The sequence below is a fragment of the Paracoccus sp. (in: a-proteobacteria) genome (assembly GCF_030604785.1).
In the GTDB taxonomy this organism is placed as follows: Bacteria; Pseudomonadota; Alphaproteobacteria; order Rhodobacterales; family Rhodobacteraceae; genus Paracoccus.
In genome coordinates, this window is the sequence record NZ_JAUVVF010000031.1 from 1 (window position 1) to 19,484 (window position 19,484).

Below are 19,484 nucleotides of genomic sequence, written 5' to 3' on the forward strand. Positions count from 1 at the left end.
AGGCCGGGGTCGAGCTGTTCGTCCGCCGCGCCAAGCCCATGCGGCTGTCGGCGGCGGGGATGCGCCTTCTGCGGCTGGCCGAGCAGGTGCTGCCCATGGTCGCCGCCACCGAGGCCGAGTTCAAGGGTGTCGAGGCGGGCCGGATCGGTCGTCTGCACATCGCGATGGAGTGTCATGCCTGTTTCGACTGGCTTCTGCCGGTTCTGGACATCTTCCGCCGCGCCTGGCCGGATGTGGATGTCGACATCCGCCAGCGCCTGGCCTTTGGCGCGCTGCCCGCCCTGGTGCGCGAAGAGGTCGATCTGGTCATCTCGTCCGATCCCGAGGATCTGCCTGACGTGACCTTCCAGGCGCTATTCGATTACGCGCCGACGCTGGTCGTGCCGACGGGGCATCCGCTGGTCGCCAAGGGCTACGCCGACCCGGCCGATCTGGCGGCCGAGACGCTGATCACCTATCCGATGGACCGCGCGCGGCTGGACGTGTTCAGCCAATTCCTGACCCCCGCAGGGATCGAGCCCGCCCGCCAGCGCACGGTCGAGCTGACCGCCGTGGCGCTGATGCTGGTCGCCTCGGGGCGCGGGGTGGCGGTGATGCCCGACTGGGTGCTGCGGCGCGAGGCGGCGAACCCGGAACTGGCGCTGCTGCCGCTTGGGCCGCAGGGCATCCGGCGCAGGCTTTACGCAGCGGTGCGGAGTGGCGATCTGGCGCAGCCCTATATGGCGCATGTCCTGCGACTGTCGCGGACCGAGCCGTTGCGGATGCTGCGCGGCGCCGCCAGCTAGGGCCGGACGCCTGCCGCTTGGCTTTCCGGCGCGCCTGCCCTATGACGCGCCCAACCCCTATTCCCGGAGCATGTGATGGCAAGCGCCAATCTGAACGTCATGATCAAGGCCGCCCGCAAGGCCGGGCGCGCGCTGGTCAAGGATTTCCGCGAGGTCGAGAACCTGCAGGTCAGCGTCAAGGGTGCGGGCGATTTCGTCACCCGCGCCGACCGCGAGGCCGAGCGTCTGATCAAGGAAGAACTGCGCGGCGCACGCCCCAGCTATGGCTGGCTGGGCGAGGAGACCGGCGCAGAGGATGGCGATGACCCCACCCGCCGCTGGCTGGTCGATCCGCTGGACGGCACGACGAACTTCCTGCACGGCCTGCCGCATTGGGCCGTCAGCATCGCGCTGGAACACAAGGGCGAGATCGTCGCCGCCGTCATCTTCGACGCGGCCAAGGACGAATTGTTCGTGGCCGAAAAGGGCGGGGGTGCCTTCATGAACGATCAGCGGCTGCGCGTCTCGGGGCGCACGCGGCTGGCCGATTCGGTGTTTGCCACGGGCATTCCCCATTCCGGCACCGGCCCGCTGCCCGCCATGATCCAGGACCTGGCACAGCTGATGCCGACGGCGGCGGGCGTGCGGGGCTTCGGTTCTGCGGCGCTGAACCTGGCCTATGTCGCCTCGGGGCGGTTCGACGGTTACTGGGAACGCGGCACCAAGCCCTGGGACGTGGCCGCAGGCATCCTGATGGTGCGCGAGGCGGGCGGTTTCGTCCAGGGCATCCGCGACGGCGACAACCCGCTGGAATCGGGCCGCATCATCGCCGCGAACCCGACCCTGCTCGAGCCTTTCGCCAAGATCATCCGCGCCCGCGACTAGGCCGCAACAGGCGCGGCCTTGCAGGACGTGCAAGGCGGCGCGTGGCTTGACCTTGGGACAGGCGGGGCGCAGACCGGGCGCGACCCGAAAGGCGCGCCCATGTCCGACGACCGATCCCACCCGCCCTATGCCGCATCGGCCGCCACGGCGTCGGCACCGCCTCCGATCCCGCCGGTGACGCCGCCTCCGCCGCGCGACCGCCCCGGGCTGGCGATCATCCTGATGTGCGCGGTCAGCTTCATCTTCGCGCTGCAGGACCTGTTCTCGCGCATTCTGGGGGGCGAATATCCGCCCGTCCTGATCGTGATGATCCGCTACTGGGTCTTTGCGGTCTTCGTGATCGCGCTGGTCTCGCGCCAGCCGGGCGGGCTGCGCCGGGCGATCCGCACCAAGCGCCCGCTGACCCAGATCGCGCGCGGCGTGATCCTGGCCTTCGAGGTGATGATCATGGTCGAGGCCTTCGTGCGGCTGGGCCTGATCGAGACCCATGCCGTCTTTGCCGTCTATCCCTTGCTGGTCGCGGCGCTGAGCGGCCCGGTTCTGGGCGAGCGCGTCGGCTGGCGCCGGTGGAGCGCCATCGGCATCGGCTTCGCGGGGATCCTGGTGATCCTGAATCCCGGCGGCGGCGTCCTGACAATCGAGGCGCTGCTGCCTTTGATCGCCGCGCTGCTCTTCGCGCTATATGGCCTGCTGACGCGGCATGTCTCGCGCGATGATCCGGCGATGGTCAGCTTCTTCTGGACGGGCATTGCGGGGGCGGTGGCGATCACGCTGGCCGGGATCTGGGAATGGCAGTGGCTGGCCCCGATGGACTGGGTCTGGATGGGGCTGCTCTGTGTCTGCGGGATGACCTCGCATTACCTGATGATCCGCAGCTACGAGATGGCCGAGGCCTCGGTCCTGCAGCCCTTCGCCTATACGCAGCTTGTCTGGGTCAGCATCATCGGCGTGCTGGTCTTTGCCGAAAGCCTGCGCCCGAATGTCGTCGTTGGCACGGTGATCGTGGTCGCGGCGGGGATCTTCACTCTGCTTCGGCAGCGGCTGAGATCACGGCAGGCCAGTCGGGCGGCAGGACCGGACCGATAAACCGCGCCGGGTTCGGGGCGGGCCGCGCCGACAAGGCCAGCGTCAGCCGCAGCGGAGGCGGCGGCATCATCCCCCCTCCCGACAGGTCCCAACGCGGCACGATCGGCGCCGGCCGGCCATGGATGCGCGAGCGATAGACCGGCAGCGCCTCGGCCACGCGCATGACATAGTTGCGCGTCTCGTCGAAGGGGATCAGTTCGACCCACTCGACCGGGTCGGCACCCCTGCGGATATCGCCGAAGTCCCCGATCCAGCGCGCCGGGCGGCCCGGCCCGGCATTGTAGCCCGCCGCGATCAGCGCGACCGAGGGGCCGAAGCGGTCCGTCAGGTCCAGCAGGTATTGCGAACCGATCCGGGCGTTGTAGGCCGCGTCCCCGGACAGCCGCGCGGGATCGTAGGGCAGGCCGATCTGGCGCGCGACCTGTTCGGCGGTCGCGGGCATGACCTGCATCAGACCTTGCGCGCCTACGGGACTGGAGGCCGTGTGGTTGAATTCCGATTCCTGCCGCGCAATAGCCATGACCAGTTCCGGGGGCGGGCCCAGATCCTCGGTCTCTAGCCCGGTCAGGGGGAAATGTGCGACGGGCCAGATCACGCCCTGATTGGCCGATTGCTTGGCCAGCCGCAGCCCGTGCCAAGGATAGCCCGCCTCGTACATCAGGCGCGACATGCGGGCGATATCCTCGGGGGCGGCATCCTGCGCCAGATGCAGGAAGAAGCGCTGCGCCTCGGCGGCGCGGCCTGTCGCCAGCAGCCACAGGCCCGCGCGATAGACCGCATTGTCGGCCAGGGCCGCGCCGCGCCAATCGGGCAAGGTGTCATGGGCGGGGCCGGGGATGGCGTAATCCGCGGGCAGAGGGACGCCCGCGCGTTCGGCGGCCAATTGGCCGTAATAGACGCCCGGCCAAGCGGCGGCGCGGCGGAAGGCGGCTTCGGCCTCTGCCGGGTCGTCCAGCGCCTCATGCGCGCGGCCCTGCCAGTAATGCGCCCGCGCCAGGCTGATCGCGCTGCCGACCACGGTTTCAAGATGGCGGAAATGATCCAGCGCACGGGCCGGATCGCCGGTCCGCAGCGCGGCCCAGCCCGCCAGCCATTCCAGATCGGCATAGTGGCGGTTGTCGGGGGTCAGGAAATGCGGCGTGGCCAGTTCCAGCGCCCGTTGCCAGTCGCCGTTCCGCATCGCCAGCCGAGTGTAATCGACCCGCATCGAGGCCCATTGTGCCGGATCGCGCAGCGCCTCGGCGCTGGTCGAGGCTTCCAGCATCAGCGCCTGCGCCCCGTCATGCATCCGCGCGCCGACGCGCCACAGATAGCGGTCCATCGTCAGGCCGGGATCGGCCCGCGCCTCGTCGGACAGGGCCAGGATCAGCGCGTCCACCCCCTCGCGCCCGGCTTGCAGGGCAATGCGGGCGGCGGGCAGGGCGCGGTCCTCTTCGGGCAGCCGGTCCAGCAGGCGTTCGGCCTGTTCCCATTGGCGGCGGTCCAGCATCCGCGTGATCCGCTCGGGGATCAGGGGAACCAGCGCATCGGGATGGGCGGCCAGCAACGCGGCCTCGTCGGCGGGCTCCAGCGGCGTCTCGATGACGAAGCGCGCGAGTTCGGCCTCGGCTTCGGCGGGGGGCAGGGCGGCGATCAGCGCCTCGTGGGCGCGCAGGGTGGCGGGCCGGCGATCGGCGAACCAGATCGCGGCCTCGTCCGGGGTCAGCGGGCGAAGCTTGCCGTCGCCGCGCTGCCGGATCTGGTCAAGGCCGGGCCAGTCGGGATTGCGGGCCACGAAATCCAGGAAATCGGTGAAGTCGCCATGGCCCGCGCGCAGGGCCTGCCAGCCGATCAGCGCCTCGGCCAGGGGGCCTGCGCGCTGCGCGGCGGCGCGCGCGGTCGTCCAGTCGCGGGCATCGGCGGCGGCCAGCGCCAGCGCCATTGCGCCGGGTTCCTCGGCCCGCACGGGGGCGGCCAGCGGCAGGGTCGCCAGCATCGCGGCCAGCATCATGTCACGCAGAAGTCGCATCACCACCCTGTGTCGCGGCCAAAGCCCGCCGATGCAATACACATCCTTGGCAAGTGCCGCGCCCCCCGCTAGTGAGAGCGGCGCAACCAACCCCGATATACCACCAAGGAGCGTGTCATGTTCAAAGGGTCTATGCCAGCCCTCGTCACGCCGTTCACCCCGGACGGCGAGCTGGATCTGGACGCGCTCAAGAAGCTGGTCGAATGGCATCTGGACCAGGGCAGCCACGGCATCGTGCCGGTCGGCACCACCGGCGAAAGCCCGACCCTGACCCATGACGAACACCGCCTGGTCATCGAGGAAGTCGTGCGCGCGGTCGATGGCCGCATTCCGGTGATCGCGGGGGCGGGGTCGAACTCGACCCGCGAGGGGATCGGGCTGCTGCAGCACGCCGCCAGCGTCGGCGCGGATGCCGGGCTGGTCGTCACGCCCTATTACAACAAGCCCACCCAGGCCGGCCTGATCGCGCATTACACCGCCCTGACCGAAGCCTGCGACCTGCCGATCGTGATCTACAACATTCCCGGCCGTTCGGTCGTGGACATGACTCCCGAGACGATGGGCATTCTGGCGCAGCTGCCCACGATCATCGGCGTCAAGGACGCGACCGGCAAGCTGGAGCGCGTGAGCCTGCAGCGCATGACCTGCGGTCCGGATTTCGTGCAGCTGTCGGGCGAGGATGCGACCGCGCTTGGCTTCAACGCGCATGGCGGCGTGGGCTGCATCAGCGTCACCGCGAATGTCGCGCCGCGTCTCTGCGCGCTGTTCCAGGAGGCGACCTTGCGCGGCGATTACCGCACCGCGCTGGAATATCAGGACCGTCTGATGCCGCTGCATCACGCGATCTTTCTTGAACCGGGGCTGGTCGGCGCGAAATACGCGATGTCGCGGCTGGGCCTGTGCAATGAACGGGTGCGCCTGCCGTTGACGCCGCTCAGCGACGGGGTGCGCCGCCAGATTGATGCCGCGATGGAGCATGCGGGTCTGCTCTGATCATCTTTCGGGCAGGATATCGCGCATTTGTCGCATGGTCTTTTCAAACCCCTCGGCGAAGCTCATATTGAGCCCAAGGAGAGGAGTCGCCCATGCCGCTGCCGCATTTCCTTCTGCTGATCGCCGCGGTCATCCTGGCTGCCGGGCTGACCCTCTGGGCGACCTTCGCCTCGGGCGTGCCGCTGGCGGTTCTGGCGCTGGTCGCGCTTGGCGCCGCGCTGGTCCTGCATCTGGGGCCGCGTGACCATCGCGACCCGCATGCCTGATCAGCTTTCCAGCTCGGCATCCCAGTAGAGGTAATCCATCCAGCTGTCATGCAGGTGGTTCGGCGGAAAGCGCCGCCCGACTGCATGCATCTCTTCGGGGGTGGGCTGGCGCGGCTTGCGGCGCAGGCTCATGCCGGAATGGCGCAGGCTGCGATTGGCCTTTTTCAGGTTGCAGGGCGAACAGGCCGCCACGACGTTTTCCCAGCTGGTCACACCCCCGCGCGAGCGTGGCACCACATGGTCAAAGGTCAGGTCGCCCTTGGCCCCGCAATACTGGCAGCAGAATTCGTCCCGCAGAAAAAGATTGAAGCGCGTGAATGCCACGCGCTTCTGGGGTCTGACATAATCCTTCAGAACGACGACCGAGGGGATCCGGAAGACCTGCCTCTGACTTCGCACCACCTCGTCATATTCGGCGATGATGCTGACCCGGTCCAGAAAGACGGCCTTGATCGCCTCTTGCCAAGGCCACAGCGACAGGGGGTAATAGCTCAGCGGGCGGTAATCGGCATTGAGCACCAGGGCGGGGTGGTGGCGCAACGCCGCAGGCTCGCGCACGAACTGGGTCCGGAATTCTGTCTGATGATGGTCGTCCAGCATGTCGCCCGTCCTGCCTGCCCCGCAGATCGGCCGGGGGCATCCCACAGATCCATGGGCCGACTATATATCGTGCAAGCCGTGTGGCAAGCCTCTGCATCTATAGCGGCCAGCATGACAGATAGCCGCATCAGGTAACAGCGCCATGACGCGCCGTGCCTGAAATTGCGGCAGTTCCTGTCGGGGCAGGGGGCGGACGGCGACCGGATCGGCTGCGCGCCCGGGCTGTGATCGGGGGCTTCAGGATTGCAGCTTGTCGCGGATGAAGGCCAGGGCCACCGACAATCCGTCGGGCGAGATGCCGTGGCCGGTTCCCTTCATCACATGGCCATAGACGGTGAAGCCCGCCGCCATCAGCGCGTTGCCGGCAAGACCCATATCCTCGAACGGAACCATCTGGTCCTCGTCGCCATGGACCAGCAGCACGGGCGGCTTGACGCGGGCCTCGGCCTCCAGCGTCTCGGGCGCAAGAAGCCGCCCCGAGAAGCCGACGATCCCGGCCACGGCCTTGTCGCGGCGGGGCGCGACATGCAGCGCCATCATCGTGCCCTGGCTGAAACCCACCAGCACCAGCCGGTCCGGCGTCAGCCCCTCATCGGCCAGCACGCTGTCGATATAGGCGTCCAGCATCCCCAACGAACGCTCCATCGAGGAACGCGCATCGGCCTCGGACGAGCCGTCCAGCCAGGGGATCGGAAACCACTGATAGCCCATCGGATTGTTCCGGCAGGGCTCGGGCGCGTTCGGGGCGAAGAAGGCCGTGCGCGGCAGGTGCGGCGCCAGGGGATCGGCCAGACCCAGAAGGTCGGCACCGTCCGCGCCATAGCCGTGCAGGAAGATCACCGCCGAATCCGCCTGTTGCGGACCCTTGCGGTCGGATGTCAGTCGGTCGGTCATGTCACTCCCTCGCGGCCCTTGGCCAGCCGGTAATAGGCCCAGAGCCCCCGCGCCGCAACCGCCCGCCAGGGCCGCCAGGGTTCGGCCAGCACCCGCAGCGTTGGGGGACCGGGCCGCTCGGGCAGCCGGTAAAGCAGCCGCGCGCCTTCCTGCAGGGCCAGATCGCCCGCCGCGAAGACATCGGCGCGGCCAAGCGCGAATTTCAGGTAGATCTCGGCCGTCCAGACCCCCACGCCGGGCAAGGCGGTCAGGCGGGCGATCGCCTCGTCATCGGGCAGGGCGGCCAGCCCGTCCCAGTCCAGCCCCGCCTCGGCGATGGCGGCCAGATAGCGCGCCTTGGGCCGCGACAGGCCGGCCGCGCGCAGGTCGTCGGGCGTGGCGGCCCGGATCGCCGCCTCGGAGAACAGGCCCGCCGCCTCGAGCCGCGCCCGGATCGAGGCGGCCGCCGCGACCGAGATCTGCTGCCCGATGATCGCATCGGCCATCGCGGCGAAACCGGCCTCGCGGCGGCGCAGGGGCAGGGGATCAATCAGCGGCAGGACCTCGGCCCAGACGGGACAGACGCGCGCCAGATGGGCGGCGCCCTCGGCCAGATCAGCCTCGGTCCGGATCAGGCGGATCACGGCCTAGCCATGGGCTTGGGCTTCCAGCTTCAGCCGCGTCTCCCACGCCATCGAGATATGCTGGCGCAGCGCCTTGTCCGCGGCCGCCCCGTCGCCCGAGGCGATCGCCTCGACGATGCGCGAATGTTCGGACAGGGCCGCCGCGCTGCGGCCCTCGGCGGCCAGCGAGGTCTTTTCCATCAGCGCCATGCTGCGATGGACCAGATCAAGCTGCTGCACCAGATAGCGGTTGTGCGACGCCAGGTGGATCTGCCGGTGAAAGCGACGGTTCGACCGGGCCAGAGCCTCGGGGTCGTGCTGGTTCTGGCGGTCCTCCTCGACCATCTGGCTGAGGACGCGCACCTCCTCGGGGCTGGCATGGCGGGCGGCGAGGCGCGCGGCCAGCGCCTCGAGCTCGGCGCGCACCACATAAAGCTCGGCCAGCTGGTTGTGATCCAGCGAGGCGACGATCAGGCTGCGCCCGTCGCGGACCAGCATGGCCTGCGTTTCCAGCCGCTGGAGCGCCTCGCGCACGGGGGTGCGGCTGACGCCGAAACGGTCGGCCAGCTCGGATTCGACCAGCCGGTCGCCGGGGCGATAGGTCCCGCTTTCGATCGCGGTCAGGATCAGGGAATAGGCGTCCTTCATCGCGCCACGATTGGCCGCGGCGGCGTGAATTGCAAGCGCGGCGGTGCGGCGCTATGTCGGGCGGATGGATTTTTCGCATGTTCGCGTCTGGATCTTCGATCTGGACAATACGCTCTACCCGCCCGAGGCCCAGCTTTTCGCCCAGATCGAGCGGCGCATGACGGCCTACATGATGCGCGTCCTCGGCGTGCCGCAGGGCGATGCCGACCGGCTGCGGGCCGAATATTGGCGGCTGCACGGCACGACGCTGGCCGGGCTGATGGCGGAACACCGGGTCGATCCGGGCCATTACCTCAGCGACGTGCATGACATCGACTTTTCGGTGCTGCGGCCGGACGCGGCCCTGGCCGATGCCATTGCCGCGCTGCCGGGGCGGCGGATCATCCACACCAATGGCGATGCGGCCTATGCCCGCCGGGTTCTGGCCGCGCGCGGTCTGGAACATGACCTGTTCGAGGCCGTCTACGGGATCGAGGAGACGGGCTTTCACCCCAAGCCCCGCCCCGAAGCCTTTCACAGCGTTCTGGACGCGGCGCGGATCAACCCGCGCGAGGCCGCCTTTTTCGAGGACGACCCGCGCAACCTTGCCGTCCCGCATGCCCTAGGGATGCGGACAATTCTGGTCGGCCAGGGCTTTGACGGGCCCGACCCGATCCTGCGCGGCGCGCCCGTGCCCGCCCATGTCCAGCATCAGACCGACGATCTGGCCGCGTTCCTTGGTCGCATTGCAACCGGCACCGCGTCGGGCTAGTTGGGTTTGGAACGCGCGCAACTTGTTCGAGGAACCGAAGCAATGACTGCGCATGACAACACCGACCTTTCCAACCGTGCCGCCTTTGGCCTGATCCTTGGGGTGCTGGCCCTTCTCGTGGCGCTGCTGGCGGCCTGCGTGATCCTGTTCGGCGTGGCGGGTCTGGGGATCTTCGGGCTTGTGGCGACCTTGGTGATCTTTGGCGTCATGCTGGCCTTCACCGCCGGAAACTGACGACAGGAGCCCGCCTTGCCCGCACCAGCGATCGAAGATGTCGATATCCTTGTGTCGGGCGGCGGGATTGCCGGGCTGATCGCGGCGGCGGCCTTCGGGGCCGAGGGTTTCTCGACCCTCTGCATCGATCCGGCCCCGCCGGTGACGGACGAGGCCGCCGATGGTGCCGATCTTCGCACGACCGCGATCCTGACCCCGTCGGTCGCATTGTTGCAGCGGACCGGGCTTTGGGACCGTCTGCAGCCCCATGCCATGCCCCTGCAGGTCATGCGGATCGTCGATGCGGGCGGGGCCGAGCCGCGCGCCAGGCTGACCCGCGATTTCGACGCCGCCGAGATCGGTGATCAGCCCTTTGGCTGGAACCTGCCCAACTGGCTGCTGCGCCGCGAGATCCTAGGCCGACTGGAGGCGATGCAGACCGTGCGCTTTCAGCCCGGCATCGCCACCGCCGCGGTGCTGGCCCGTGACGAGGGCGCCATCGTCACCCTTTCGGATGGCTGCCGCCTGCGGGCGCGGCTGCTGATCGGGGCGGATGGACGCGATTCGCCGGTGCGGCAGGCGCTTGGCATCGGCGCGCGTAGGTTGCGCTATGGGCAGAAGGCGCTGGCCTTCGCGGTCACGCATGAATTTCCGCATGACAACGTCTCGACCGAGGTGCATCGCTCGGGCGGGCCCTTCACCCTGGTGCCTCTGCCCGACCGCGAGGGTCGACCCTGTTCCGCCGTGGTCTGGATGGAGAACGGCCGCGAGACTGCCCGCCTGCGCGCCCTGCCGCCCGAGGGCTTCGAGGCCGAACTGAACGCACGTTCGGCCGGGGTTCTGGGGCATCTGCGGCTGGCCACGCGGCTGACGGAATGGCCGATCATCAGCCAGATCGCGGACCGCTTCACCGCGCCGCGCACCGCGCTGATCGCCGAGGCCGCGCATGTCGTCCCGCCCATCGGCGCGCAGGGGCTGAACATGAGCCTCGCTGATCTGGCGCTGCTGGTCGACTTGAACGGCAGCGATCCCGGCAACCCTCGGGCGTTGGCGCAATACGAGCGCGCCCGCCGCCCCGAGGCGATGGCGCGGATGCTCGGGATCGACGCGCTGAACCGCGCCAGCCAGGCCAGTCTGCGTCCCCTGCGCGATTTGCGCGCCGCCGCGCTTGGCGGGCTTTACGGTGTCGCCCCCGTCCGGCGGCTGATGATGCGCGCGGGTCTGGGCCTGCACTGACCGGCAGCAGCCTGTTGCGTCCCGCGAAGCCCCGGGGGGCTGCACCCCCCCGGACCCCCCGCAGAGCGCCCGGTGCAGCCGCCGTTGCAAGGGCGACATAAAACATCGTGAATTGGCGCCCGAGGGCAATTTCCTTCCGCTGAAATGGATGCTAAACGCGACTGCCAGCAACAGGAGATGACCCATGCCCGCCTATCGTTCCCGCACCACCACCCATGGCCGCAACATGGCCGGCGCGCGTGGCTTGTGGCGCGCGACGGGCGTGAAGGACAGCGATTTCGGCAAGCCGATCATCGCCATCGTCAACAGCTTCACCCAGTTCGTGCCGGGCCATGTCCACCTGAAGGACCTGGGCCAGATGGTCGCCCGCGAGGTCGAGGCCGCAGGCGGGATCGCCAAGGAATTCAACACCATCGCCGTCGATGACGGCATCGCCATGGGCCATGACGGGATGCTCTATTCGCTGCCCTCGCGCGAGATCATCGCCGACAGTGTCGAATACATGGTCAACGCCCATTGCGCCGATGCGATGGTCTGCATTTCGAATTGCGACAAGATCACGCCGGGCATGCTGATGGCGGCGCTGCGGCTGAACATCCCGGTCGTGTTCGTCTCGGGCGGGCCGATGGAGGCGGGCAAGGTCGTGCTGAAGGACGGCACCGTCAAGGCGCTGGACCTGGTCGATGCGATGGTCGCCGCCGCCGATGATTCGATCAGCGACGAGGATGTTTCCGCCATCGAGCAGGAGGCCTGCCCGACCTGCGGCTCGTGTTCGGGGATGTTCACCGCGAATTCGATGAACTGCCTGACCGAGGCGCTTGGCCTGTCGCTGCCGGGCAACGGCTCGACGCTGGCCACCCATGCCGACCGCAAGCAGCTGTTCCTGCGCGCCGGTCGTCTGATCGTCGATCTGGCGAAACGCTATTACGAGGGCGACGACGCCTCGGTCCTGCCGCGCAGCGTGGCCAGCTTCCGCGCCTTCGAGAACGCGATCACGCTGGATATCGCGATGGGCGGCTCGACCAACACCGTGCTGCACCTGCTGGCCGCCGCGCACGAGGCGGGCGTGGATTTCACCATGTCGGACATCGACCGCCTGTCGCGCAAGGTGCCGGTCCTGTGCAAGGTCGCACCCGCGAAGTCGGACGTCCATATGGAGGACGTCCACCGCGCGGGCGGCATCATGGCGATCCTGGGCGAGCTGGAGCGCGCGGGCCTGCTGCATACCGATGTGCCCTGTGTCCATTCGCCCAGCATGGGCGAGGCGCTGGCGAAGTGGGACATCAAGCGCAGCGACGACGCCGAGGTGCATCACTTCTTCCGTGCGGCGCCGGGCGGGGTGCGGACGCAGACGGCGTTCTCGCAGGACCGCCGCTACGACGCGCTGGATCTGGACCGCGAAAAGGGCGTGATCCGCAGCGCCGAACACGCCTTTAGCAAGGATGGCGGTCTGGCCGTGCTTTACGGCAACCTGGCCGAGGATGGCTGCATCGTGAAGACCGCGGGCGTCGATGAATCGGTCCTGACCTTCGAGGGGCCGGCGCATATCTTTGAAAGCCAGGATGACAGCGTCAGCGCCATCCTGACCGGCAAGGTCAAGCCCGGCGAGGTCGTGCTGATCCGCTACGAAGGCCCGCGCGGCGGTCCCGGCATGCAGGAGATGCTGTACCCGACCAGCTACCTGAAATCCAAGGGCCTGGGCGCCGCCTGCGCGCTGGTGACGGATGGGCGCTTCTCGGGCGGGTCGTCGGGGCTGTCGATCGGCCATGTCTCGCCCGAGGCGGCCGAGGGCGGCACGATCGGTCTGGTCGAGCAGGGCGACCTGATCCGCATCGATATCCCGAACCGCACCATCGAACTGGTCGTGGACGATGCCACCCTGGCCGCCCGCCGCGCCGCGCGCGATGCCGAAGGCTGGAAGCCCGCCAAGCCGCGCAAGCGCAAGATCACGACCGCCTTGCGGGCCTATGCCGCCATGACGACCAGCGCCGCCAAGGGCGCCGTGCGCGTGGTGCCGGAGTAAGCCCCGGCCGCGCCAGCGCCGGCGTCGGAACGAAAAACGCCGCCCCGAAGGGCGGCGTTTCTGTTTGCCGTGCTGCAGATCAGCGGGTGAACTTCTTGTATTTCACGCGCTTGGGCTCGATGGAATCCGGGCCGAGGCGACGGACCTTGTCTTCCTCGTAGGCCTGGAAGTTGCCCTCGAACCATTCGACATGGGCGTCGCCTTCGAAGGCGAGGATGTGCGTGCAGAGGCGGTCGAGGAAGAAGCGGTCGTGCGAGATGATCACCGCGCAGCCGGCGAAGTCCTCGAGCGCGGCTTCCAGCGCCTGAAGCGTTTCCACGTCAAGATCGTTGGTCGGTTCGTCCAGCAGCAGGACGTTGCCACCTGATTTCAGCAGCTTGGCCATGTGGACGCGGTTGCGTTCGCCGCCCGAAAGCTGACCGACCTTCTTCTGCTGGTCGCCTCCCTTGAAGTTGAAGGCCGAGCAGTAGGCGCGGCTGTTCATCTGCGCATCGCCCAGAACGATCTGCTCGGCGCCGCCGCTGATCTCCTCCCACACGGTCGCGTTGGGGTCCAGCGCGTCGCGCGACTGGTCCACATAGGACAGCTGCACCGTGTCGCCGAAGGTGATCGTGCCGGCATCGGGGGCCTCGTTGCCGGTCAGCATCCGGAACAGGGTCGATTTGCCCGCGCCGTTCGGGCCGATCACGCCGACGATGCCGCCGGGCGGCAGGCTGAAGGACAGATCCTCGATCAAAAGCTTGTCGCCCATGGCCTTTTTCAGGCCCTGGACCTCGATCACCTTGTTGCCGAGACGCTCGCCGTTCGGAATGATGATCTGGGCGCGCGACAGCTTTTCACGCTCGGACTGGCTGGCCATCTCGTTATAGGCGTTGATCCGGGCCTTGGACTTGGCCTGGCGCGCCTTGGCGCCGGCGCGGATCCATTCCAGTTCGCGTTCCAGAACCTTCTGCTTGGACTTGTCCTCGCGGGCTTCCTGTTCCAGCCGCTTGGCCTTCTGTTCCAGCCAGGCCGAGTAGTTCCCCTCGTAGGGGATGCCGCGGCCGCGATCCAGTTCGAGGATCCAGCTGGTGATGTCGTCGAGGAAATAGCGGTCGTGCGTCACCGTCAGGATCGTGCCCTGATATTCGATCAGGTGCTTTTGCAGCCAGGCGATGGTTTCCGCGTCGAGGTGGTTCGTCGGTTCGTCCAGCAGCAGCATGTCGGGCGCTTCCAGCAGCAGCTTGCACAGCGCGACGCGGCGGCGTTCGCCGCCCGACAGGGTCGTCACGTCGGCATCGTCGGGCGGGCAGCGCAGGGCCTCCATCGCGACGTCGATCTGGCTGTCCAGATCCCACAGGTTCTCGGCGTCGATCTGGTCCTGCAGGGCGGCCATCTCGTCGGCGGTCTCGTCCGAGTAGTTCATCGCCAGATCGTTGTAGCGATCCAAAATGGCCTTCTTCGCCGCGACGCCCAGCATCACGTTGCCGCGCACGTCGAGGCTTTCGTCAAGCTGGGGTTCCTGCGGCAGATAGCCGACAGTCGCGCCCTTGGCGGCCCAGGCCTCGCCGGTGAAATCCTTGTCCCAGCCCGCCATCACGCGCAGCAGGGTCGATTTCCCCGCGCCGTTGACGCCCACGACGCCGATCTTGACGCCGGGCAGAAAGTTCAGGCGGATGTTCTCGAACACCTTCTTGCCGCCGGGATAGGTCTTGGACACGCCGTCCATGTGGTAGACGAACTGATAGGACGCCATCGGGAACTCCTGTGAATTTGGCGTCTTTTAGGCGATTCCGGCGGCCGGGAAAAGGTCAGCGGAGGCTGGCGGCGAAATCATCGCCCAGGATTTGCCGGATCGCGCGGATCTGGGGCGCCATCCGTTCCTCCAGCGCCTCGACGGCCTCGGGCGGGGGCATGAGGCCGGGGGCGTTGGCAAAGACCTTCTGGTTCATGTTGGCATAGAAGCAGGGACCGACGCCCAGATGCGCCTCGACCGCGTCCATGACGGCGCCGGGATTGCTGGCGATGCGGCCGAAGGGAATGACCAGCATGTCGGGATAGCGCGCCAGCCAGCGCGGCAGATAGGTCGCGTAATCGCCCCGGTCGAACAGGACCGGATTCGCGATCTCGGCCATCCAGTCGTCCAGCGTCGCGGGATTGCGTTTCTCGCGGCGCAGGTTCATCCGCAATTGCGACACGGCCCGGTCGACCGGGTGGCGGATCAGGTAGATCACCTTGGCCTTGGGCAGGAATTGCGCGACGGCATCCACGCCCTCTTCGGGCAGGGTGGAATATTCGGGCGTGAAATCCATCGGCATGGCGTGTTCGGGCGCGGGGGCGAAGACGCGCTTGTACCATTGGTTGTGGAACATCTTGCCGCTGGTGATGGCGGTCAGATATTCGTCCAGCGCCGGTTCCAGATCGACCTTGCGCATCTGGTGGCGGTCGCGGATTTCCTGCGGTTTGTTGCGGTAATGCCAGCCGATCCAGCGCCGATGTTCGGGAATGTGCAGGTGGTTGAAATACTGCACTTCCTTGAAGGGCGGGATCCAGACCTGCGGATGCTGGCCCAGCATCTGCGCCAGCCAGCTTGTCCCGGCCTTTTGCGCGCCGATGCACAGCGCGCCGGGCTTCTTTGGCTTGCCCTCGGGGTCGAAGGCCGGGCTGATCGCCAGAACCGTCAGAATGCGCGCCAGCGCGGCATCGCCTGCGCTGTCAGTCGCGTCGTCCCCAGAGGTCATATTCGCCTGCCTCGTCCACAATCACGGACACCATATCGCCGGGTTTCAGGCCGTCAAACCCTTCATCGATAAAGAGGTTGCCGTCGATTTCGGGGGCGTCGGCCATGGTGCGGCAGGTGGCGCCGTCCTGATCGACCTCGTCCACGATGACCTGCAGGCGCTGGCCCACCTTGGCGGCCAGTTTCGCGGCGCTGATCGCCTGGGCCTTTTCCATGAAGCGATCGTAGCGGTCCTGCTTGACCTCGGGGGCGACATGGTCGGGCAGGTCGTTGGCGCGCGCGCCCTTGACGTTCTCGTACTGGAACGCGCCGACACGGTCGAGCTGCGCCTCGTCCAGCCAGTCCAGCAGGGTCTGGAACTCGGCCTCGGTCTCGCCCGGATAGCCGACGATGAAGGTCGAGCGCAGGGTGATCTCCGGGCAGACGGCGCGCCAGGCGGCGATCTCGTCCAGCGTCCTTGCGGCAGCCGCCGGACGGGCCATGCGCTTCAGCACGTCGGGGTGCGCGTGCTGGAAGGGGATGTCCAGATAGGGCAGCACCGCGCCTTCGGCCATCAGCGGGATCAGGTCGCGCACATGCGGATAGGGATAGACATAGTGCAACCGCACCCACGCGCCCAGACTGCCCAGATCGCGGGCCAGATCCGTGATATGGGCGCGATGCCCCCGGTCGGTCGCGTGCTTCAGGTCCAGCCCATAGGCGCTGGTGTCCTGAGAGATCACCAGAAGCTCGCGCACCCCGGCCTGCACCAGCTTTTCGGCCTCGCGCAGGATCGCATGGGCGGGGCGGCTGACCAGACGGCCGCGCATGTCGGGGATGATGCAGAACTTGCACTTGTGATTGCAGCCTTCCGAAATCTTCAGATAGCTGTAATGGCGCGGCGTCAGGCTGACGCCCGAGGCCGGCAGAAGGTCGATGAACGGATCAGGCCGGGGCGGGACCGCGCCATGGACCGCGTCCAGAACCTGTTCGTATTGATGGGGCCCCGTCACCGCCAGCACCTTGGGATGCGCGCCGGTGATGTAGTCGGGCTCGGCCCCCAGACAGCCGGTCACGATGACGCGGCCGTTCTCGCGCAGCGCCTCGCCGATGGCATCGAGGCTTTCGGCCTTGGCGCTGTCGAGAAAACCGCAGGTGTTCACGATCACCGCATCCGCGCCTTGATAATCGGCGCTGATCGCGTAGCCCTCTGCCCGCAGGCGCGTCAGGATGCGTTCGCTGTCGACCAGCGCCTTGGGGCAGCCGAGGCTGACCATGCCGATGGTCGGCTGACCCTCGCGGCGGTCATCCGGGATGCGGGCGCGGGCTAGATCGGGGCGAAGATCGGGCGGGTTCTGCTGCATCCGCCGCAGATAAGCGATTCGGCCGCGCTGGAAAAGCCATATCGACGCTTTGGACTAGCGACGGCGCCCCTTGCGCGCACGTTGGAACAGCTTGAAGATCGCGAACAGCTTGATCAGGCGGAACATGGCATTTCTCCGTTGTGTCGGGGCCTAACGCGGGCGGACGCGCAAGGGTCCCGCCGTCGCCGGAACGTGATTTCACCCCCCGCGCGTCCGGGATCATGATCGCGCCATGAAACGCATCCTCGCCCTTGTCCTGTCGCTTGGCGTTCTGGCCGGGCCGGCCCTGGCCCAGCCTTCGGGCATCCAGCGCAACGGACCCTATATCGACGTGTGGAACCATCGCGGCGGCAATGTCGTCCAGATGCTGCAAACGCGCGAGGATCTGGGCCGCAGCGGCCGCGAGGTCCGCATCCGCGGCTATTGCCGGTCGGCCTGCACCATGCTGATCACGCTGCCGAATGCCTGCCTTGGCCCTCATGCCAGCGTGGGCTTCCATGCGCCCCGACTGCCCGGGACGCGCATCATCCCGCCGCATGTCGACCAGATCATGGGCAGCACCTATCGCAACGGTATCCGCGACCGCTGGTTCGGGGGCTGGAACCGGTCGATCAACATGCAGGTGATCTCGGCCCGCGACTATGTGCGGCTGGACCCGCAGACCCGGATCTGCGACAGCCTGGCCACGCATGAACAGCGCACGCGTAGGAACTAGTCGCGCAGCCGCCAGCCGGTCGCAAAGATCCAGCGGATGATGGCCAGGCAGATCACCACCATCAGCCCCACCGCGGCCAGCGACACGCCCACCGGCACATCGGCCAGCCCGAAGAACGACCAGCGGACACCGGAGATCAGGTAGAGGACCGGATTCAGCTTGGCCACGGCTTCCCAGAAGGGGGGCAGCATGCTGGCCGAGTAGAAGGCCCCGCCCAGAAAGACCAGCGGCATGATGACCATCATCGGCACGATCTGAAGCTGCTCGAAGGACTTGGCCCAGAGCCCGATGATGAAGCCCAGAAGGCTGAAGCCAAGCGCCGACAGGGTCAGGAAGGCCAGCATCCAGAACGGGTGCAGGATATGGACGCCGACAAAGGCAAAGCTGGTCAGCAGGATCACAAGCGCGATCAGCAGCGCCTTGGCGGCGGCGGCACCGACGAAGCCCATCGTGACCTCGACCCAGCCCACGGGCGAGACGAGGTATTCGTAGATCGTGCCGCTGAACTTCGGAAAGTAGATCCCGAAGCTGGCATTGCTGACCGATTGCTGCAGGACGGTCAGCATCATCAGGCCCGGCACGATGAAGGCCCCGTATTCGACCCCCTCGACCGACTGGATGCGCCCTCCGATGGCCGCGCCGAAGACGACGAAGTAAAGGACCGTGGACAGGACGGGCGAGGCCAGCGACTGCCAGATCGTGCGGAAGAAGCGCATCATCTCGTGGTGGAAGATCGCGCCCACCCCGCGCCAGTTGATGCCGGTCATGCCGCATCCTCCGAAACAAGCGAGAGGAACACGTCCTCGAGGCTGGATTGCCGGGTCGAGACGTCGCGCACGCTGATCCCCTGCGCGGCCAGATCGCCCAGAAGCCGCGCGATGCCGGTGCGGTCGGCGCGCGTGTCGTAATCGAAGCTGAGCCGGCGCCCGTCATCCGACAGGCCAAGGCCGCGGCCGTGCAATTCGGCGGGGATCGCCTGAAGCGGCTGGTCCAGCTCGATCGTCAGCGTCTTGCGGCCGAATTCGCCGATCAGCTCTGCCGTGGGGCGCACCAGCAGCAGGCGGCCCTTGGCGATCACGCCGATCCGGTCGGCCATCTGCTCGGCCTCTTCAAGATAATGCGTGGTCAGGATGATGGTCACGCCCTCGCGGCGCAGATCGGCCACGACCTCCCACATCTCGCGGCGCAGCGCGACGTCGACGCCCGCCGTCGGTTCGTCCAGGAACAGGACACGCGGCTGATGGGCCAGCGCCTTGGCGATCAGCACGCGGCGCTTCATCCCGCCCGACAATTCGCGCGTGGCCGCATCGCGCTTGTCCCACAGCGACAGCGCCCGCAGGATGCGTTCGACATACGCCTCGTCGGGCGGCATGCCGTAGAGCCCGCGCGTGAAGCGGACGCAGTTGATGACCTTCTCGAACGGCTCCAGCGCGATTTCCTGCGGTACCAGCCCGATCAGGCGGCGCGCGGCGCGCCAGTCGGTGCGGATGTCATGGCCGCCGACCCGGACCGTGCCGCCGGTCGGCACGACCAGCCCGCAGATGATCGAGATCATCGTGGTCTTGCCCGCGCCGTTCGGCCCCAGCAGGGCGATGATCTCGCCCTCGTCGATGGACATGCTGACATTGTCCAGTGCCCTGGTGCCGCTGCCATATTGTTTGGAAAGCCGGTCGATCTCGATGATGGCAGCCATGCCGCGCCCTTTCTGAAACCCGAGGGCACATCTATGTCGCCCGAT

The 19,484-nt window shown here is 67.6% G+C and carries 20 protein-coding genes; 10 read left to right on the forward strand and 10 right to left on the reverse strand.

The window, feature by feature from the left end:
- The 3 genes from QAR72_RS10905 to QAR72_RS10915 all read left to right on the forward strand — a co-directional run.
- Positions 1-785: LysR substrate-binding domain-containing protein (locus QAR72_RS10905; protein ID WP_304617405.1), on the forward strand; the 785-nt coding region annotated here is incomplete at its 5' end.
- 72 nt (positions 786-857) lie between these two features.
- A complete protein-coding gene (locus tag QAR72_RS10910) occupies positions 858-1,649 on the forward strand; it encodes an inositol monophosphatase family protein (protein ID WP_304617406.1) in 792 nt (263 codons plus the stop codon).
- 99 nt (positions 1,650-1,748) lie between these two features.
- Positions 1,749-2,735: a DMT family transporter gene (locus tag QAR72_RS10915; RefSeq protein ID WP_304617407.1), complete on the forward strand. Its 987-nt coding sequence runs from the start codon at positions 1,749-1,751 to the stop codon at positions 2,733-2,735.
- Here the strand turns inward: QAR72_RS10915 and QAR72_RS10920 are convergent.
- Positions 2,671-4,743 (reverse strand): lytic transglycosylase domain-containing protein, encoded by a 2,073-nt coding sequence (locus QAR72_RS10920; protein WP_304617408.1) that lies wholly within the window; start codon positions 4,741-4,743, stop codon positions 2,671-2,673. The two genes, QAR72_RS10915 and QAR72_RS10920, sit on opposite strands and share 65 nt — an antisense overlap.
- A gap of 117 nt (positions 4,744-4,860) precedes the next feature.
- Between QAR72_RS10920 and dapA the strand changes: the two genes are divergently transcribed.
- Both dapA and QAR72_RS10930 read left to right on the forward strand, forming a co-directional pair.
- Entirely contained in the window at positions 4,861-5,736 is an 876-nt protein-coding gene (gene dapA, locus QAR72_RS10925) for a 4-hydroxy-tetrahydrodipicolinate synthase (protein ID WP_304617409.1), read from the forward strand.
- Between the two features lie 92 nt (positions 5,737-5,828).
- Positions 5,829-6,002, forward strand: coding sequence for a hypothetical protein (locus tag QAR72_RS10930; protein WP_304617410.1), 174 nt, complete (start codon positions 5,829-5,831; stop codon positions 6,000-6,002).
- On the opposite strand, the gene QAR72_RS10935 is transcribed toward QAR72_RS10930, so the two are convergent.
- From QAR72_RS10935 to QAR72_RS10950, 4 genes are all read right to left on the reverse strand, one after another.
- A complete protein-coding gene (locus QAR72_RS10935) occupies positions 6,003-6,602 on the reverse strand; it encodes an HNH endonuclease (protein WP_304617411.1) in 600 nt (199 codons plus the stop codon).
- Between the two features lie 237 nt (positions 6,603-6,839).
- Positions 6,840-7,496: an alpha/beta hydrolase gene (locus QAR72_RS10940; protein WP_304617412.1), complete on the reverse strand. Its 657-nt coding sequence runs from the start codon at positions 7,494-7,496 to the stop codon at positions 6,840-6,842.
- Positions 7,493-8,116 carry a DNA-3-methyladenine glycosylase family protein gene (locus QAR72_RS10945; RefSeq protein ID WP_304617447.1) on the reverse strand — a complete coding sequence of 208 codons (624 nt, stop codon included), beginning with the start codon at positions 8,114-8,116 and terminating at the stop codon, positions 7,493-7,495. The genes QAR72_RS10940 and QAR72_RS10945 overlap by 4 nt, the downstream gene beginning before the upstream one ends.
- A 6-nt stretch (positions 8,117-8,122) precedes the next feature.
- Entirely contained in the window at positions 8,123-8,746 is a 624-nt protein-coding gene (locus tag QAR72_RS10950; RefSeq protein ID WP_304617413.1) for a GntR family transcriptional regulator, read from the reverse strand.
- A 64-nt stretch (positions 8,747-8,810) separates the two neighbouring features.
- Between QAR72_RS10950 and QAR72_RS10955 the strand changes: the two genes are divergently transcribed.
- From QAR72_RS10955 to ilvD, 4 genes are all read left to right on the forward strand, one after another.
- Entirely contained in the window at positions 8,811-9,497 is a 687-nt protein-coding gene (locus QAR72_RS10955) for a pyrimidine 5'-nucleotidase (protein ID WP_304617414.1), read from the forward strand.
- A 42-nt stretch (positions 9,498-9,539) separates the two neighbouring features.
- Positions 9,540-9,731 carry a hypothetical protein gene (locus QAR72_RS10960; RefSeq protein WP_304617415.1) on the forward strand — a complete coding sequence of 64 codons (192 nt, stop codon included), beginning with the start codon at positions 9,540-9,542 and terminating at the stop codon, positions 9,729-9,731.
- A 15-nt stretch (positions 9,732-9,746) separates the two neighbouring features.
- Positions 9,747-10,946, forward strand: coding sequence for a UbiH/UbiF family hydroxylase (locus QAR72_RS10965; protein WP_304617416.1), 1,200 nt, complete (start codon positions 9,747-9,749; stop codon positions 10,944-10,946).
- A gap of 184 nt (positions 10,947-11,130) precedes the next feature.
- Positions 11,131-12,969, forward strand: a complete 1,839-nt coding sequence (ilvD, locus tag QAR72_RS10970; RefSeq protein ID WP_304617417.1) for a dihydroxy-acid dehydratase — start codon at positions 11,131-11,133, stop codon at positions 12,967-12,969.
- Positions 12,970-13,048: 79 nt separating this feature from the next.
- Here ilvD and ettA read toward each other — a convergent pair whose 3' ends face one another.
- The 3 genes from ettA to rimO are packed head-to-tail and all read right to left on the reverse strand — an operon-like array spanning position 13,049 to position 17,031.
- Complete coding sequence (gene ettA, locus QAR72_RS10975) at positions 13,049-14,704, reverse strand: energy-dependent translational throttle protein EttA (protein ID WP_304617418.1); 1,656 nt, start codon at positions 14,702-14,704, stop codon at positions 13,049-13,051.
- A gap of 55 nt (positions 14,705-14,759) precedes the next feature.
- A complete protein-coding gene (locus QAR72_RS10980; RefSeq protein WP_304617419.1) occupies positions 14,760-15,689 on the reverse strand; it encodes a sulfotransferase family protein in 930 nt (309 codons plus the stop codon).
- Positions 15,664-17,031, reverse strand: coding sequence for a 30S ribosomal protein S12 methylthiotransferase RimO (rimO, locus tag QAR72_RS10985; RefSeq protein WP_304617420.1), 1,368 nt, complete (start codon positions 17,029-17,031; stop codon positions 15,664-15,666). The genes QAR72_RS10980 and rimO overlap by 26 nt, the downstream gene beginning before the upstream one ends.
- 232 nt (positions 17,032-17,263) lie before the next feature.
- On the opposite strand from rimO, the gene QAR72_RS10990 reads away from it, so the two are divergent.
- A complete protein-coding gene (locus QAR72_RS10990) occupies positions 17,264-17,746 on the forward strand; it encodes a hypothetical protein (RefSeq protein WP_304617421.1) in 483 nt (160 codons plus the stop codon).
- Here QAR72_RS10990 and QAR72_RS10995 read toward each other — a convergent pair.
- Positions 17,743-18,504, reverse strand: a complete 762-nt coding sequence (locus QAR72_RS10995) for an ABC transporter permease (protein WP_304617448.1) — start codon at positions 18,502-18,504, stop codon at positions 17,743-17,745. The two genes, QAR72_RS10990 and QAR72_RS10995, sit on opposite strands and share 4 nt — an antisense overlap.
- A gap of 5 nt (positions 18,505-18,509) precedes the next feature.
- Positions 18,510-19,439: an ABC transporter ATP-binding protein gene (locus tag QAR72_RS11000; protein WP_304617422.1), complete on the reverse strand. Its 930-nt coding sequence runs from the start codon at positions 19,437-19,439 to the stop codon at positions 18,510-18,512.
- Between the last annotated feature and the right edge of the window lie 45 nt (positions 19,440-19,484).